The 14,369-nt window shown below is 66.7% G+C and carries 15 protein-coding genes and 1 pseudogene; 6 read left to right on the top strand and 10 right to left on the bottom strand.

The features are described from left to right. Positions 1-131 precede the first annotated feature (131 nt). Both OG858_RS25530 and rpmF read right to left on the bottom strand, forming a co-directional pair. Positions 132-1,277, bottom strand: coding sequence for a GTP-binding protein (locus tag OG858_RS25530; RefSeq protein ID WP_086750094.1), 1,146 nt, complete (start codon positions 1,275-1,277; stop codon positions 132-134). A 10-nt stretch (positions 1,278-1,287) separates the two neighbouring features. Next, positions 1,288-1,458 (bottom strand): 50S ribosomal protein L32, encoded by a 171-nt coding sequence (gene rpmF / locus OG858_RS25535; protein ID WP_046708854.1) that lies wholly within the window; start codon positions 1,456-1,458, stop codon positions 1,288-1,290. A gap of 169 nt (positions 1,459-1,627) precedes the next feature. On the opposite strand from rpmF, the gene OG858_RS25540 reads away from it, so the two are divergent. Then, on the top strand, positions 1,628-2,611 hold the full coding sequence (locus OG858_RS25540) for a permease (protein ID WP_319267330.1): 984 nt from the start codon (positions 1,628-1,630) through the stop codon (positions 2,609-2,611). Then, complete coding sequence (locus OG858_RS25545; protein WP_086750096.1) at positions 2,608-3,324, top strand: TIGR03943 family putative permease subunit; 717 nt, start codon at positions 2,608-2,610, stop codon at positions 3,322-3,324. Before OG858_RS25540 ends, OG858_RS25545 begins: the two co-directional genes overlap by 4 nt. A 974-nt stretch (positions 3,325-4,298) precedes the next feature. Here the strand turns inward: OG858_RS25545 and OG858_RS25550 are convergent. Next, positions 4,299-4,852, bottom strand: a pseudogene (locus OG858_RS25550) (IS607 family transposase); the annotation flags it as partial. A 96-nt stretch (positions 4,853-4,948) separates the two neighbouring features. Here OG858_RS25550 and OG858_RS25555 point away from each other — a divergent pair. Next, a complete protein-coding gene (locus OG858_RS25555) occupies positions 4,949-6,127 on the top strand; it encodes a cytochrome P450 family protein (protein ID WP_319318962.1) in 1,179 nt (392 codons plus the stop codon). A 79-nt stretch (positions 6,128-6,206) separates the two neighbouring features. Here OG858_RS25555 and OG858_RS25560 read toward each other — a convergent pair whose 3' ends face one another. Together OG858_RS25560 and OG858_RS25565 are read right to left on the bottom strand one after the other, a co-directional pair. Next, positions 6,207-6,440, bottom strand: a complete 234-nt coding sequence (locus OG858_RS25560; RefSeq protein ID WP_218779621.1) for a hypothetical protein — start codon at positions 6,438-6,440, stop codon at positions 6,207-6,209. Between the two features lie 457 nt (positions 6,441-6,897). Further along, positions 6,898-7,317: a hypothetical protein gene (locus OG858_RS25565; protein WP_319267327.1), complete on the bottom strand. Its 420-nt coding sequence runs from the start codon at positions 7,315-7,317 to the stop codon at positions 6,898-6,900. Positions 7,318-7,559: 242 nt separating this feature from the next. Between OG858_RS25565 and OG858_RS25570 the strand changes: the two genes are divergently transcribed. Then, on the top strand, positions 7,560-8,006 hold the full coding sequence (locus OG858_RS25570) for a DUF7144 family membrane protein (protein ID WP_408059429.1): 447 nt from the start codon (positions 7,560-7,562) through the stop codon (positions 8,004-8,006). A 717-nt stretch (positions 8,007-8,723) separates the two neighbouring features. On the opposite strand, the gene OG858_RS25575 is transcribed toward OG858_RS25570, so the two are convergent. From OG858_RS25575 to OG858_RS25595, 5 genes are all read right to left on the bottom strand, one after another. Continuing rightward, the gene (locus OG858_RS25575; protein ID WP_143677189.1) at positions 8,724-9,431 is read right to left on the bottom strand and encodes a hypothetical protein; all 708 of its coding nucleotides are present in this window, start codon (positions 9,429-9,431) and stop codon (positions 8,724-8,726) included. Positions 9,432-9,449: 18 nt separating this feature from the next. After that, positions 9,450-10,115, bottom strand: coding sequence for a helix-turn-helix domain-containing protein (locus tag OG858_RS25580; protein ID WP_143677190.1), 666 nt, complete (start codon positions 10,113-10,115; stop codon positions 9,450-9,452). Then, on the bottom strand, positions 10,112-10,915 hold the full coding sequence (locus OG858_RS25585) for a TIGR04255 family protein (RefSeq protein ID WP_179200976.1): 804 nt from the start codon (positions 10,913-10,915) through the stop codon (positions 10,112-10,114). The genes OG858_RS25580 and OG858_RS25585 overlap by 4 nt, the downstream gene beginning before the upstream one ends. A gap of 457 nt (positions 10,916-11,372) precedes the next feature. Then, a complete protein-coding gene (locus OG858_RS25590) occupies positions 11,373-12,620 on the bottom strand; it encodes a hypothetical protein (RefSeq protein ID WP_086748401.1) in 1,248 nt (415 codons plus the stop codon). 158 nt (positions 12,621-12,778) lie between these two features. Continuing rightward, a complete protein-coding gene (locus OG858_RS25595) occupies positions 12,779-13,159 on the bottom strand; it encodes a GntR family transcriptional regulator (protein WP_143677191.1) in 381 nt (126 codons plus the stop codon). Between the two features lie 426 nt (positions 13,160-13,585). Here OG858_RS25595 and OG858_RS25600 point away from each other — a divergent pair, with 426 nt between their 5' ends. Further along, positions 13,586-14,200: a hypothetical protein gene (locus OG858_RS25600; RefSeq protein WP_256960404.1), complete on the top strand. Its 615-nt coding sequence runs from the start codon at positions 13,586-13,588 to the stop codon at positions 14,198-14,200. Further along, positions 14,149-14,352 carry a DUF4097 domain-containing protein gene (locus OG858_RS25605; RefSeq protein ID WP_256960405.1) on the top strand — a complete coding sequence of 68 codons (204 nt, stop codon included), beginning with the start codon at positions 14,149-14,151 and terminating at the stop codon, positions 14,350-14,352. Before OG858_RS25600 ends, OG858_RS25605 begins: the two co-directional genes overlap by 52 nt. The last annotated feature ends 17 nt before the right edge of the window (positions 14,353-14,369 follow it).

The following is a 14,369-nucleotide window of genomic DNA, read 5'->3' on the forward strand; positions in this document are numbered from 1 at the left end:
TCCGCGGGTGGGGCGTGGTTGCTCGCGCGGTTCCCCGCGCCCCTGAAGAGCAAGGGCTGCGCCCCGTGCTTCTCGGCCCGGAAGGGCCGTAGGCCCTCAGGGGCGCGGGGAACCGCGCGACCCGCCCTCACTCACTCGCAGGCAACCCCGTACGTGTCCCACGCAGGGAACGGATCGCCGAGGTCCGATGCGGAAAGAACCTCCCCGGAGCCCACCAGACACCCGGCCAGGGCCGAACGCAGCGCATCCGCCCGCAACCCCGTCCCGATGAACACCAACTCCTGCGCGTACGGGGCCTCGTCGTCCCGCGCGGCGGACGGCTCGAAACGGGCGACGGCCCCGGCCTGCGACCACAGCCCGATGACACGCGGTCGACTGGCGAGCGTGAAGAACCCCTTGGAGCGCAGGACCTGCCCGAATGTGCCGCTGTCGAGCGCCTCGGTCACGAAGGTCCACAACCGCTCGGGGTGGAAGGGCAGTTCGGACCGGAAGACGGTCGAGGAGATGCCGTACTCCTCGGTCTCCGGCACATGGTCCCCGTTCAGCTCCCGCACCCACCCCGGCGCCTGCTGGGCCCGTTCGAGGTCGAACACCCCCGTGCCGAGCACCTCCGCGACCCGCACCCGGCCATGGCTGACCGGCACGATCCGCGCGGCCGGGTTGAGCCGGGCCAGCGTCGCCGCGAGCCGCTCGGCGGTCGCCGCGTCGACCAGGTCGAGCTTGTTCAGGACGATCACATCGGCGAACTCCACCTGGTCCATCAGCAGATCGCTCACGGTGCGCTCGTCGTCCTCGTACTGGTCGAGCCCCCGCTCCACGAGCTCGTCCCCACCCGCCAGCTCCGGCAGGAAGTTCACCGCGTCGACCACCGTGACCATGGTGTCGAGCCGGGCGAGATCCCCGAGCGTGGCCCCGTCGTCGCGCGCGAAGGCGAAGGTCGCGGCGACGGGCATCGGCTCGGAGATCCCCGAACTCTCGATGAGGAGGTAGTCGAAACGCCCCTCCCGCGCCAGCCGGTCCACCTCCTCCAGCAGATCGTCGCGCAGGGTGCAGCAGATGCACCCGTTGGTCATCTCGACCAGCCGCTCCTCCGTGCGCGACAGCGCGGCCTCGCCGCCGCGCACGAGGGCGGCATCGATGTTGACCTCGCTCATGTCGTTGACGATGACCGCCACGCGGAGTCCCTCGCGGTTGGCGAGAACATGGTTGAGCAGGGTGGTCTTGCCCGCGCCGAGGAACCCGGAGAGGACGGTGACGGGCAGCCGTTCGTACGTCATGGCCGTGCCCTCAGCCCTCGGGGTGGAGCAGCCCGCGCTCGTACGCCTTCAGCAGCCGCTGCGGTACGAGGTGGGTGACGCCGTCGACCGTGAACGGCACCAGCTGCGGCGTGCTCGCCTTCCACTGGGCGCGACGGTGACGGGTGTTGCTGCGGGACATCTTCCGCTTGGGTACGGCCATGGGGTCCTCCTCCACAGGTGATGGACCGGAACGCTACATGAAAATGGATCCCATTACTAAAAGGGCTTCTCGGTGGACGTGAGCAACCCGGCCTCCAGCGCCGTATGGGAGGAAAGGGTCGAACGGGGCCCGCTCAGCACAGCCGTTCCTTACGGAGGTACCGTCCCCCGTGGCCACAACCAAGGAAGAAGTGCCCCAGCGCGGTCGGCACCTCGACCCACCCCTCCTTCTCACCATGCTGCTGGTCCTGGCGGTCGTGGCGCAGGGCCCCCTGCGTGGTCTGCTGTCCGCCCCCGTGACGCAGAGCTGGATGACGGTGTTCGTGGCGGTGGTCGTGCAGGCCCTGCCGTTCCTGGTCATCGGGGTGCTGCTGTCGGCGGCCATCGCGGTGTTCGTGCCGGCGTCGTTCTTCGTCCGCGCACTGCCGAAGCGGCCCGCGCTGGCGGTACCCGCTGCGGGCATGGCCGGTGTGGTGCTGCCGGGGTGCGAGTGCGCCTCGGTGCCGGTGGCGGGCGCCCTCGTACGCCGGGGCGTGACACCCGCGGCGGCGCTCGCCTTCCTCCTCTCCGCCCCCGCGATCAACCCGATCGTCCTGACGGCGACCGCCGTGGCCTTCCCCGGCAACCCCGAGATGGTGCTGGCCAGGCTCGTGGCGAGCCTGCTGGTGGCCTGTGCGATGGGCTGGCTGTGGCAGTGGCTGGGGCGCGGCGACTGGATGCGCCCGCCGGAGCGGCCGTCCTACGAAGGTCAGACCAAGGGTGCGGCCTTCTGGGGCTCGGTACGCCACGACGTGATGCACGCGGGCGGGTTCCTGGTCGTCGGCGCGATGGCGGCGGCCACGCTCAAGGCGGTCGTCCCCGCGAGCTGGCTGAACGCCGCCGCAGACAACCCTGTCATCGCCATCCTCGCCCTCGCGGTCCTGGCCGTGCTGCTGTCGATCTGCTCGGAGGCGGACGCGTTCGTGGCAGCCTCCCTGACCCAGTTCTCCCTGACCTCCCGGCTGGCCTTCCTGGTCGTCGGCCCGATGATCGACCTGAAACTCTTCGCCATGCAGACAGCCACCTTCGGCCGCGCCTTCGCGCTCCGCTTCGCCCCCGCCACCTTCGCTCTCGCGATCCTGGTGTCGGCCCTCGTCGGGGCGGTGCTCCTGTGAACCGCCAGGCCCAGACCGTCATCCTCTTCCTGACCGGCGGCGCCCTCCTGCACGCGGGCTTCACCGACCTCTACCTCCGCTACGTCAAGGCCGGCCTGCGCCCCCTCCTCATCGGCGCGGGCATCGTCCTCATATCCGCCGCCGTCGCCACGGTCCTGTACGAGCGCCGGGCGCGGCGACAGGGCGACGAGCAGCACACCCATCACGAACCCCGGGTCTCCTGGCTCCTCGTCCTGCCCCTGCTCGCCCTCGTCCTGGTCGCCCCGCCCGCCGCCGGTTCCTACACCGCGATGCGCACCGGCACGGCACTCCAGCAGCAGCCCTGGGGCTACCCCACCCTCCCCGCCGACGGCACCCTCCGGCTGAGCGTCGCCGACTACGCCGGGCGCGCGGTCTACGACAAGGGCCGCGCCCTCTCCGGCCGCCCGCTCAAGGTCACCGGGTTCCTCGCCCTCGACGGCTCCGGGAACCCGTACCTCGTCCGCATGGCGCTCAACTGCTGCGCCGCCGACGCCCAGCCCGTCAAGATCGCCCTCACCGGCGAACTCCCGGCCGTCCTGCGGCCCGACACCTGGATCGAGGTCACCGGCACCTACACCCCGAAACGGACCAAGGACCCCCTCAACGGCACCGCCGTCCCGTACCTCCACGTCACCGCCACCAAGCCGGTCGAGGCGCCCCAGGACCCGTACGACGAGGCCTGGAACGGCTGAGGACGGGCGCGCCCCAGCGTCGAGCGCCCCCGGGACGCGGGCGACTCGCCGTGACGGTCCTGGGAGGCGGGCGACTCGCCGTGACGGTCCTGTGGGCTGATGGTCCGTCAGCCATGGGCGCCCGCAACGCCGTACCCGAGGGGATGAACGCCTCACGGACACGCCTCACGGACATGTCTCAGGGACACGCCTCACGGACACGTCTCGTCTCGCAGGCACGGCTCGACGGTCCCCGGTCGTCCGGCACGCCGCCTCGGCCGTCGCCGCACCGCGCCCCCCGGTCCGGAGGTGGCAAAGCCCCCGGCGGCGACCCGGCCGGCGCGAAGAGCGCCGACCGGCCGGCGGCAGCAGGTCCTGATGGCCGGGGCTGAGCAAGGTGGGCCTCTACGGCCTCGCAGCGGACGACCTGGCCGCCGTACGGACCGTCGTGCACGAACTCGACGAGAGGATCGTCCGCGGGATCGCCCACCGGCTCACCGCGGCGGGTGGCGATCGGGTGGCGATCGGGCGGCGGTGCCCCAGGCATGAAAGGGCCCGGTCGCTGGCGACGGGGGATGCACCAGCGACCGGGCTATGGCCAAGGTTAACAAGGCTGCTCGCAGGACGGGAGCCGACTGCTCGACTGCGTTGACAAGTTGTGATCGGTATCACGTGCGCGGCATCGTTCGGTCAAACGTTTGGTAGGCGGTCCGACGCAGCGCCGGCCAAGCGTCCGGCAGGTCTGGCCGCGTCCCACCCGGACGCTTGTCAGACCTTGATAACCGCCGCCCAGGGGCCTGTCAGGCACCCTCGCACGGCGGCTCGTACGACAGTCGAGGCAGGTACTCGTCCCACTTCTCCCGCGTGAGCACCCCGTGGGTCGTCGAACAGATGTGCCGTTAGGGCGTCGTCCACGTCCAGGTTCCACAGCCGTACGGTGTCGGCGCCGCTGGACACCCCGAGCGGTGGGCGGCGTCCTCGGCGGTCGCCACGGCCACCGCGCGGGCGGCCCGGTTCTTCGCCGCCCGACGGCCGTACAAGCGGGCGCACATCGAGGTCAGCACCTCGGTGATGTCGCGCACCAGGTCATCGGTGGTCTCGGTGGGGTCGAGGACGACCAGGCGCCGCCCGGACGCAGAGAGGACGGCCTCCAGATGCTCGACGCCGAACCGGGCCAGCCGGTCACGGTGCTCGACCACGATCACAGCTGCCTGCGGGTCGGACAGCAGGCGGTGCAGCTTGCGGCGCCGCCCGTTCAGTCCCGACCCGACCTCGGTGACGACCTCGGCGACCGGCAGGCCAAGTCCGTTCGCCCCGTCCACCACCCGTGACGCCTGCCGATCCAAGTCGGCTTTCTGATCGGCTGACGAGACACGGCAGTACGCCACCACCCGCCCCGATGCCGCAGAGACGGCCGGCGCGGGCTCAGCGACCAGCCACGTTCCGGACGGCGCCTGGCGGACCGGAACGGGCATCTTCTCGTCCTTCACCCACCGCCAGCGTTTTGGTAGCTCACGCCCTGCTGACGCGCCCACTCCGAAAGCTTCACATCGCCAAGATATTCAAGAAGTACGACTAGAGACGACTATGAATGACTAGAAAAATCTGTAGCAGCTTTCACCCCATCGGGAACGGACCCGCAAGCGTGACCGACCCCTTGAAGGACCCGCGGTTCTTCGCCGATCCCTACCCGACCTACGCTCGGCTGCGAGACGCGGCGCCGGTGCAGAAGGTGCCCACCGGCTCGGGAGGGCGCCACAGCTACCTGGTCACGGGCTATGCGGAGGCGCGGGAGGCGTTCACCGACCCCCGGCTCTCGAAGAACACCACGCGGTTCTTCGCCGACCGCCCGTCGCAGCGCGACCTCCATCCGGCCGTCTCCCGGAACATGCTCGCCACCGACCCTCCGGAGCACGCCCGGTTACGGGCTCTGGTGGCAAAGGCGTTCACCACGGGTGCCGTCGCGCGGTTGCGCCCCTACATCGCCGCCCTGGTCGACGACCTGCTCGGAACCTGGCCCGACCGCGGAGCCGTGGACCTGGTCGAGAGCCTCGCGGTACCGCTCCCGGTCACTGTCATCTGCGAGATGCTGGGCGTTCCCGAGTCCGACCGCCCACTCGTGCGCACGTGGTCGAGCGATCTGTTCGCCGCCGGAGACCCGGGCCGGATGGACGCCGCCTCGCACGCCGTCGCCGACTACATGACCGACCTCGTCGCAGCCACGCGCAGCTCACCCGGCGAGAGCCTGCTGGACGCCCTCATCGCCGCACGCGACGGCCAGGACCGGCTGGCCGAGGACGAACTCGTCTCACTGGCCGTCCTCCTCCTCGTGGCAGGCCACGAGACCACCACCAACTTCATCGGCAACGCGGCCCTTGCCCTGCTCCAACACCCGGAGTCGCTCGCTCGCTTGAGGGCCGAGCCACACCTCCTCGCAAGCGCGCTGGACGAACTGCTGCGCTTCGACCCGCCCGTCGGAATCGCCACGTTCCGCTACAGCACCGATGAGCTCACCCTCGGCGGCACCCCGATCCCCAAAGGCGTCCCGGTCCTCATCGCCCCCGGTGCCGCCAACCGCGACCCCGACCGCTTCCCCGCCCCGGACCACCTCGACCTCACCCGCAGCACCACCGGCCACCTGGCCTTCGGCCATGGCATCCACCGATGCCTGGGCGCCCCCCTGGCCCGAGCCGAAGCCGAACTCGCCCTCCGCGCGGTCATCTCCCGCTACCCCGAGATCCAGCTGGCCGCCCCCACCGAGTCCCTGAACTGGCGCCACACCCGCCTGATGCGCGGCCTCGCATCCCTGCCAGTCACCGTGTGACGCCGAGGCCCCCATCCTCCGTGTGGGGGGTGCGCGGCTTTCCACAGCCGTGCGTTGGCGTCATCACGCGGTGGGATGCTCACCCCGGCTCACTGGGCGGGATCACCAACTGGCCCTTCAACGCCGCGTAAGCACGCTCGATCTCGCCCAGGTACTGCTCCAAGCCGAAGCGAACCTCCTCGACGGGCCTGCCGTCGAAGCCCGGATAGGCCAGGTCGGACCAGATGACGGTCTCGCCCCGGAGCCGGACCCGGATGGTCAGCCTGTCCCGCTCCGGCTCTGGCTCCGGCTGCTTCTGGGTTGCTACATCCACCGTGCACGGCAGGTCCGTCGGATAGAGCGGTCCGCCTGGGCGGAGCATTCGCCTCGGACCGAGGCCCACCATTCTGCTGTCGTTGCGCGTGATCACGTCGAGGCCATCGACGAAGAGGTACGTGTGAACGGCAATACACGCCGGCGACCCAGGACACGCGCTGACGAGCAGCGAACTCACCGCACCATCGCACTGCCCATCGGGACCGGTGGCCCTCACCTCGCGCGGCGACCTACGCGGCATCCGCCTGTGACGTCATGGGCCGATGCTAGCGGCTATGCCGCGGTGCGGAAGATCGTGTAATCGCATCAGTATGAAGCCGCGATCATTCGAGCCTGTCACATCCTGACCTGCGTGAATGGCTGGGGGTACGGCCTCGTCGTGTCCGGCCGATTTCCCCGCCGTTCCCCGCTGCCCTGAGCGGGCCACCTGGGCCTGGAGCCGGTCTGGAGCCGGCCTAGAGCTGGTCTCGCCACCACGGCTCGTCGACGCTACCGACCTGGATGGCCTTGCCCCTCGCCAAGATCTTGTCATCGAGAGCCTGTACGAGGGCACGCAGCTCCCGAGCGCTCTTCTTGGGCAGGGCGTGCAGCACGGCTTCGAGATGATCGCGGAAGTAGCCCGGGTCGCAACAGCCAGGGATGCCGCAGCGCTGCGCTGTCGCCGGGGCCGCGATACGTCTGAGCGGGCCGTGGGCCAGGGCCTTCCAGTGCCAGAACGCTTCTGCCGTGTCCTCGGGCCAGCGGCGGGCCCGTTCGAGTCGACGGAGATCGGCTGTGCAGGATCCTGACAGGTGATCGATGGACGGGTACCGTCGCCGCCCCGAGCCGCGAACAGGGAACTCGCCCCGCAGGACTGATGGGCGCCTACGCGGCATTGCCCCTTCGGTAGTCGGTCATTGGGGCAACGTACACAACCTGTTGTCAGGTGGCCACTGTGTATCTGTGGGTGGCAGTTGGTGATTGCGCTGATTCGACAGCTCACCCACCGGGCGTCAGGCAAATCGCCGCCACGGCTCCGGAATGCCGACGGGGTGGCGGCGTGCCACGCTGAGATCAGGGAACGAGCCAGTCCGGGATGCCTGGCTGACCGGACGGCTCTGCGATCCAAGGAGCCGACATGGCCAGTGACGCCACCCGACCGCAAACGGCCCACGCCGACCCCCGTCCCTGGCATGGGCCCACATCCGGAACCACCGTCCTCGCAGCAACGCTGATGATCCTCGGTGGAGCGATGGCGATCTTCGAGGGGATCGCGGCGATCGCCAAGGACGACCTGTTCGTCGCGACACGTCACTACGTGTTCGAGTTCAGCCTGGCGGGATGGGGCTGGGTTCACCTCATTCTGGGAATCGTCCTCGTCCTCGCCGGGTGCGCCGTGCTCAGCGGCGCGCTGTGGGCGCGCTTCTTCGGTGTGGCCGTGGCCGGGCTCGGCGCGCTCGCCAACTTCCTCTGGATTCCGTACTACCCTCTGTGGGCCCTGGCGCTGGTCGCCCTCAACATCTTCATTGTCTGGGCGCTGTGCACGGGTATGCACAAAGAGGCCCACGACGGCCACATGCCGTGACATAAACCTGCCGTGGCCTCAGGACGGGTCCAGAGCCCGAAGCGGGGCGGTGACGGAGGGGCCCGGGTTTCAGAAGAGCCCCGGAGCAGACGTGGTGACGTGTGAAGCACGCAACTCGCCTCTTCCTCACCTGTTGCGGCAAGCCGCTCGACGCGGCCGACGTCCACCTCGCCCTCCGCAAGCGCTCAGGGATGTCCACGGGGATCGAACACCGACGAGGCACTCCGGGACCGCCATGGCCGAGCAGGTCTACCGGAAGCAGATCCGGCCCGCGATCCGAATCGGCACCGTCGTCATGGGACGGCAACCCAGGCCCGCCAGGCAGCAGCCGCAATCACGCAGCACACACTCAGGAATCGATGGTCACGCAGTCAGACCCGCAGCAACGCCAAAGGGCCCTCACCAGATCGGTGAGGGCCCTCTGACCTGCTATCCAGCTGTCGGGGTGGCGGGATTTGAACCCACGACCTCTTCGTCCCGAACGCGGTCAAGGGCCCTCGTGACGTGGCAACCACGCTATCAGCGCTGCTCGTTCGGCTCCGGGACTGTCCACTACTGTCCGGGATGGTCCTCGCGCGGCTGCACTGTTTGGCCCCCTGTTTGGCCCCCCGATCCCCATCGGTCAAGCGGGGATCGGGCATGCCAGCACCTGGTCAAGAAGTCGCTCGCCGTCGGCTTTACGACGGCTTCCCTTGAAGTGTCCTGCTTTTCCGCAGGCTACTTGTCGTTGTAGCGAGCTTCGCACGCTGCCCTAGCATCCCTGCGTAGCCGGCTGTGTTGGATCGTGTCGTTCAGGCTTTTGCGCCTTGCCTTGTCGTCTTCGTCCAGCCAATTCTGGAAGTCACCGGCAGCACTTGTAGCCAATTGATCACTCTCGATGGCGTTGAGGTCGCCGGCGGCGTCAAGGGCTTCCTCGACCCAGTCCTCTTGCAGCTCCAACTCGGTGAAAGTTGGGGCCATCTGTTCATGGAACTTCTCAAGTTGGATCAGTAGGCGTGTGGCTGTATACACGAGGCGTTGCTGGAGTATCAGTACTCCCTCGTTACTCAACGCGGCCACTCGCGAAGTGAGCGGTAGATCTGCTGATGCAACTGAGCTGAATTCTAGAAAATCTGCCTTATAGCTGTCACTGTCGGGACCATTTAGTTCAGGCAGAGGCATGATGCGTACAGATTTTCGCCAATCGGCAGGTGTAAAGCCATGCCTTTTGACGGGAACTACTGTCAGTCGGGGGCGAAGCTTGGCGCCGGCACGCATGTTGCAGGCATGCATTACGATCTGGGCGGCTTGAGGTTGGTCTCCAAGTCCAGGAAGTATTACCTGATCGAACACGTCGCCTTGCATGATGGGGCGTGCAATGGAGGGCTGCTCGCCCCATGAGGCGTACAATTGTTCTAGAGATTTAGGAGCGGACAGCTCTCCCACGTATCCCCCTCGCCCTCCCTAGTGACCAGCCTGGCGCTCCTGAATAGCCAACTGGCCATCATCTGCCATGAACACCTCGAAGTTGGAGCGCTGGGTGGTGCGCCACTCCGGGGCGATGTCATCCATGACACGCTCGGGGTCCCGCCGCAACCCTGCGATCTCCAGCAGGGCAATCATATGTCCATCCAGATACAGTTGCGTGGGACGAACCGTATATCCTTCAGGCAGTGCCAAGTTGATCTCCATCCACTGGGCGGGGTCTTCGATCGCCGACTCGGACAAGAGATCTAGGAAAGCTGCCAGCTCTGCCAGTTGTAGGCGCTTCTCTGGTGACGCATCGCCCCCCTTCCTCCACTTCCGCACCGCTGACACGCTGACCCCGACCAGTCGAGCGATGTCGGACCACGCCATGCCGCGCTCAACGGCCAGCTCATGTAGGAGTGTTGACACGCCCTTCCTGGCCTTGACGGCGGCTCGTGCTTTGAGGTTGCTGGCAGTCAGTCCGTTGTGGAGCTCCGCTGTGGCCTCTTCGAGGCCCTCCGCTCGCGTGCGTAGGACCCCGGCTTCGGACTTGAAGTACCCCGTGCTTTGGATGGCCGCTGAAGACGTGCTGGACCCTGGGCCGTAGCGTCGAATCATCGACGAGTTCTCGTCAGAGTGGCGTACTTCCGGACTGATGCTCATGAGACCCCCCTGAAAACATCACGCAAGCGATCGGTAAGGGCAGATTGGAAAACCTGCCCCATTGGCGCATGGAGACGTGAAAGCGTGGACCGAAGGAAATCGATACTGAAATCTGTAGATTTCTCCGGCGTAGCAGCTTTCCAGAAGCTGTCCAGGTCTAGCACAAAGAACGGACCGGGCTCGAAATCTGCCAGTCGGCGCAAAGGGGAGTTGTTGACTACTGGCGTTCCGTTCACTGCCGCGAACTGGAACTGTAGCTGCGCGGAATCCCCAAGGTCGAACAAGGCGATCCCTTGACTCGTTTTAAGGGGGCCAGGGGGGTTGTCGATACTTGGGAGCAGTCTGGGGTTCACCCAGTCGACCCATTGTGCAGCGCTTTCGATTGCCTCAGGAACTCGAATCTCGTCAATGTAGCGCAGGCCAACGCGCTCGACTGCCGGGATTGCCTTTTCTCGAATGAGTACTTCGCTGACTTTCGTTACGACGGTCAGAAAAGAATCAAACTCGTCATAGCTTGTCGTCTCCACGGTGAAAGCTTCTGGTGACGTTACAAGAGACAATCTATGGGGGCGATCAAGGAAGCGTTGAACGTCAATTGAAGAGGCCTGGCTTTCCTTTCCAGCGCTGATTTGGAGGGTGAATCGCTTCTCTGTTCGGCGTACCGGGAGGAGTTCCTCTAGCGCGAGCTGGATGCGGTCGAGAGTGTCCTCTTGTCGCAGCCTTGGCGAGTACGGGAACTGAACCTCTGCTGTCACCAGAGCCAGAGGCGCATGCTTGTAGATCTCCCTACGGTCGTACACGGCCCCACCACCATCCTCGGTCGATCTTGACGCAGTCTGTCGGACTAGTCGTACCTGGACACGTACCGAGACTGTAACCGTATCGCGTACCGAAGGGTTTGCGAATACCTGGGATGTCCACACCTTGGGATGCATTGCCAAGCGTGTGGGTGTACGTGTGGGCGTTCGTAAGCTTGCGCACCACTACCCCCCCGTTCGTGGTCTTGATGCTGCTTAGACGCTAGTGCTGGCACCTTGGCAGAGCCTGTGTAGTCGCCTGAGGGCAAGTAGAGGTGGGGCTCGATGGCGGGGTGGCATGAGGCTTCGAGCCCCTCGCAGGGCGTTGCTCCAAACGCGTCAGACTCGCCGAATGAAGTCTGGGCCGCTCATTTGAGCTGGTTGTTCTGGGTAGGTCTGCTTCGCGCTTTGGGCCGGGGACTACAGCATGATTCGGGCGGGGTCGCACACACTGTGACGGCTACTGTGGCAGGAATCCGGGCTTCTCTTGTCCAAGTACTTGCAGCCGTGAGAGATAGTCCTGTGCCGCGGGCTCTGAGGAGTATCGGCGCTTCATCTCGGCAGCGAGTTCACGACTGGTCATGATGAGCGAGGGTACGGATTGGCGGTCCCCTTCGAGGGCGCGTTCCCCCATCATGAGCGCCTGCTCCAGGTCGCCCTCGCGCGCTGCTGTGACCCCCAACGTGACGCGGGCTTCCGCGTTGCGCATCGGTGAGCGCTCGCGTCCGTCGAAGTCCGTGCCTGCCCTGAGTACTTCCTCTGCCAGCGTGCGAGCGAGCTTGTCCTCACCGACCAGGCGATAACAGTCCATCGAGTAGAAGTCGAACTTGGCGGGGTCCACTACGAAGTGGTTGTCCAGGTTGTCGGGATGCGGCATCCCTTCGAGCAGGCGCCGCCCCTTGTCGAGAGCGACCTCGACTTGCCGACGGTCGCCGAGCCGCGCCCACGCCTTGGCTTCCTGGCCTGCGAGCTGCACCGCCACGCTGTGGTGCGGCGCCACCTCACCTCCGGCCTGCGCTGCCGAGATCACGCCGCGGTAGTCGCCGGTCGTGAGGGCGAACCATGCCCGCATCTCGTGCGCCCATCCGGCGACTTCTGGATGGTCGGCTTCCGTCGCGAGTGAGAGAGCCGCGCGCCGTGTCGACTCGGCAGCGTGACGGTCTCCCATGTCGTACTCGACGCAGCCGACCAGGAGCGCGAGCCATCCGGACAGGGCGAGCACCTCGCGGTGCTGGGCAAGGGTGAGGCTCTTCGTGTGGAGTTCGACGACGCGGCGCAGCCACTGGCGCCCCTCGATGATGAGCTGCCCGCTCGGCATGTACGGGTACTCCGAGCACAGCCGATCGGTGGTGATACGCAGAGCATCGAGCGTCGCGCTGTCGACATCGGACCGGTTCAGCCGGCTCACGATCTCCAACGTCTCCATGCCGCTCGCCGCCAAGATCTCCCTGTCTCCGTCTCGCCGCGATGGCGCCGGGAAGAGCGCATGGGTCACGGTGCCGAACACGGCCGCGATGATCGGTTGGTAGAAGTCGTTCGGTGTCTGGCCGGACTCCCAGCGCTTCCACTGGCGGATCATGCTGTCTTCAGCCGGCAGCTCCGTCGGAGCGTGCGCCCGTAGAGCCCTGACTGCGTCACGTTGCGACCAGTCGCGCGCCGCGCGTTCAGCCGCGATGCGTCGCGCCCATGCGGGCCTGTCATCGGTCATGCGCCCTCCTCCGAGTACCTGCTCCGAGTCTCGCGCGCGTGCCGGGGGGACAGGGAAGGTGACAGGGGGGTGTCACCGGGCATGTCCCCTCCCCTGTTCTGCCGTCCCCGGGCTGTCACTTACCTCACAACTCCCGTTCCACGCATGCTGGTTGCAGATCACGCACCACCCGGTTCGGAGCGACTTTCGAGCGCTTCGACCCTGCCGCGAAGTTCCGAGACTTGGGAGGTGAGATGTTCGAGCCGGCGCAGCACTTCGGGAACGTCGACAACCGCGTCGGTTCCGCTGCCTTCGCCGGCCTGCTCCGGGTCGCGGGCATAGCTGCCCCGCGACGTCGTCATGATGAGCCCATCCTCACGGAGGATCGCAAGGGCCCGCTGCACTGTCATTCCCGAGATCTTGAACCGTTCGGTCAAGTCTCGCACGGAGCCCACATGCCCTCCGGGCTTGATGTCGCCACGCAGGATCTCTTGCCGCAGGATGTCGGCCGCCTGCTCGGACTCTGGCCTTGGGTCGTCTTTCGAGATTTCAGCGCTCATCACGCCATCGAGCGTACCCACCCCTAGTACGACCTAGCACGAATCTGTGGCGACCTCTTGCGCCATGGTGCGTGCTAGTACATGCTGTTACAAGTTAGTACGGCAAGCCCGGAAGGGCTTAGCCGACTGCACCCGTAAGCGCTTGACCTGCAAGACCGCACGACCAGGAGCCCCGCATCGGACGGGGGGAGGCGACCCGGCGCCTTGGCATTCACCGGAGGGCTTAGACCGAAAGGTCACGTCTCCATACGCCTACTTCGAGGCCGGACAGCTCTACCTGACACGGGAGCGCGGTCGCGATGAAGGAGACACGCACCACCTCAACTTCCGCGCGGGCCGGCCGCGTCTCACCACTTCACTGCCGCGGCCGTTCCGCCTGTTCGCGCACGTCGTGTCCCACTCCAACAAGCCTTTGGGGGCTTACCCATGACCGAGCGCATTTTCGACTCCGAGACCTCCGGCCCGATCGTGCTGGGACTGTCGCTGCCGGTCGGCAGCGTTCGTGTCCAGGTGATCGAGAACCTGATCACCGCCCGCGTGGTGCTGCGCACCGACGACAACACGGGGCCCTCGGCCGACGCGATCAACCGTGCTCGCAGTCAGCAGAACGGGCAGGCATTCGGCATCGAGGTACCGGAGATGCCGAACGGCGTGACTGTGCAGGGTCGCCGCGGCACCGTCATTCAGAGTGTCCGCAGCATGAACGTCGTTGGCGGCACGGTCCGGATCAACGGTCGTGTGGTCTCCGGCGGCATGGTCGACATGCCGACCGTCAGTCCGATCGAAGTCACGGTCTGCCTGCCTGCTCAGTCCTCCCTGGCGGTCGTCTCGCAGTCTGCGGATACCGAGGTCTACGGCTACGTCGACCGTATGGAGTTCCGCTCCATCTCCGGTGACCTCGGAGTTGATGGCGTCCGTGAGCTGCGCGCAACACCACCTCGGGGGATATCCGCGTCGGTCGGGCCACCGAGCAGATCAACGCGCACTCGGTGTCCGGCGACATCAAGGTCCGGCTGTACGACGGTCGCAGCGCCGCCCTGAACACCACCTCTGGGGATGTCGAGGTTCAGGCCACAAGCGGAGCCGCCGGGCACGTCAGCGCTCACAGCATATCCGGCGATATCGATGTATCAGGAGCCCGCCACCTGAACGTGTCCGCCGACAGTGTCTCCGGCCGCGTCCGCAACCGCTGATCGCTCTACCGCCCCGA

Origin of the sequence: Streptomyces europaeiscabiei (genome assembly GCF_036346855.1) — a bacterium.
Lineage (GTDB): Bacteria > Actinomycetota > Actinomycetes > Streptomycetales > Streptomycetaceae > Streptomyces > Streptomyces europaeiscabiei.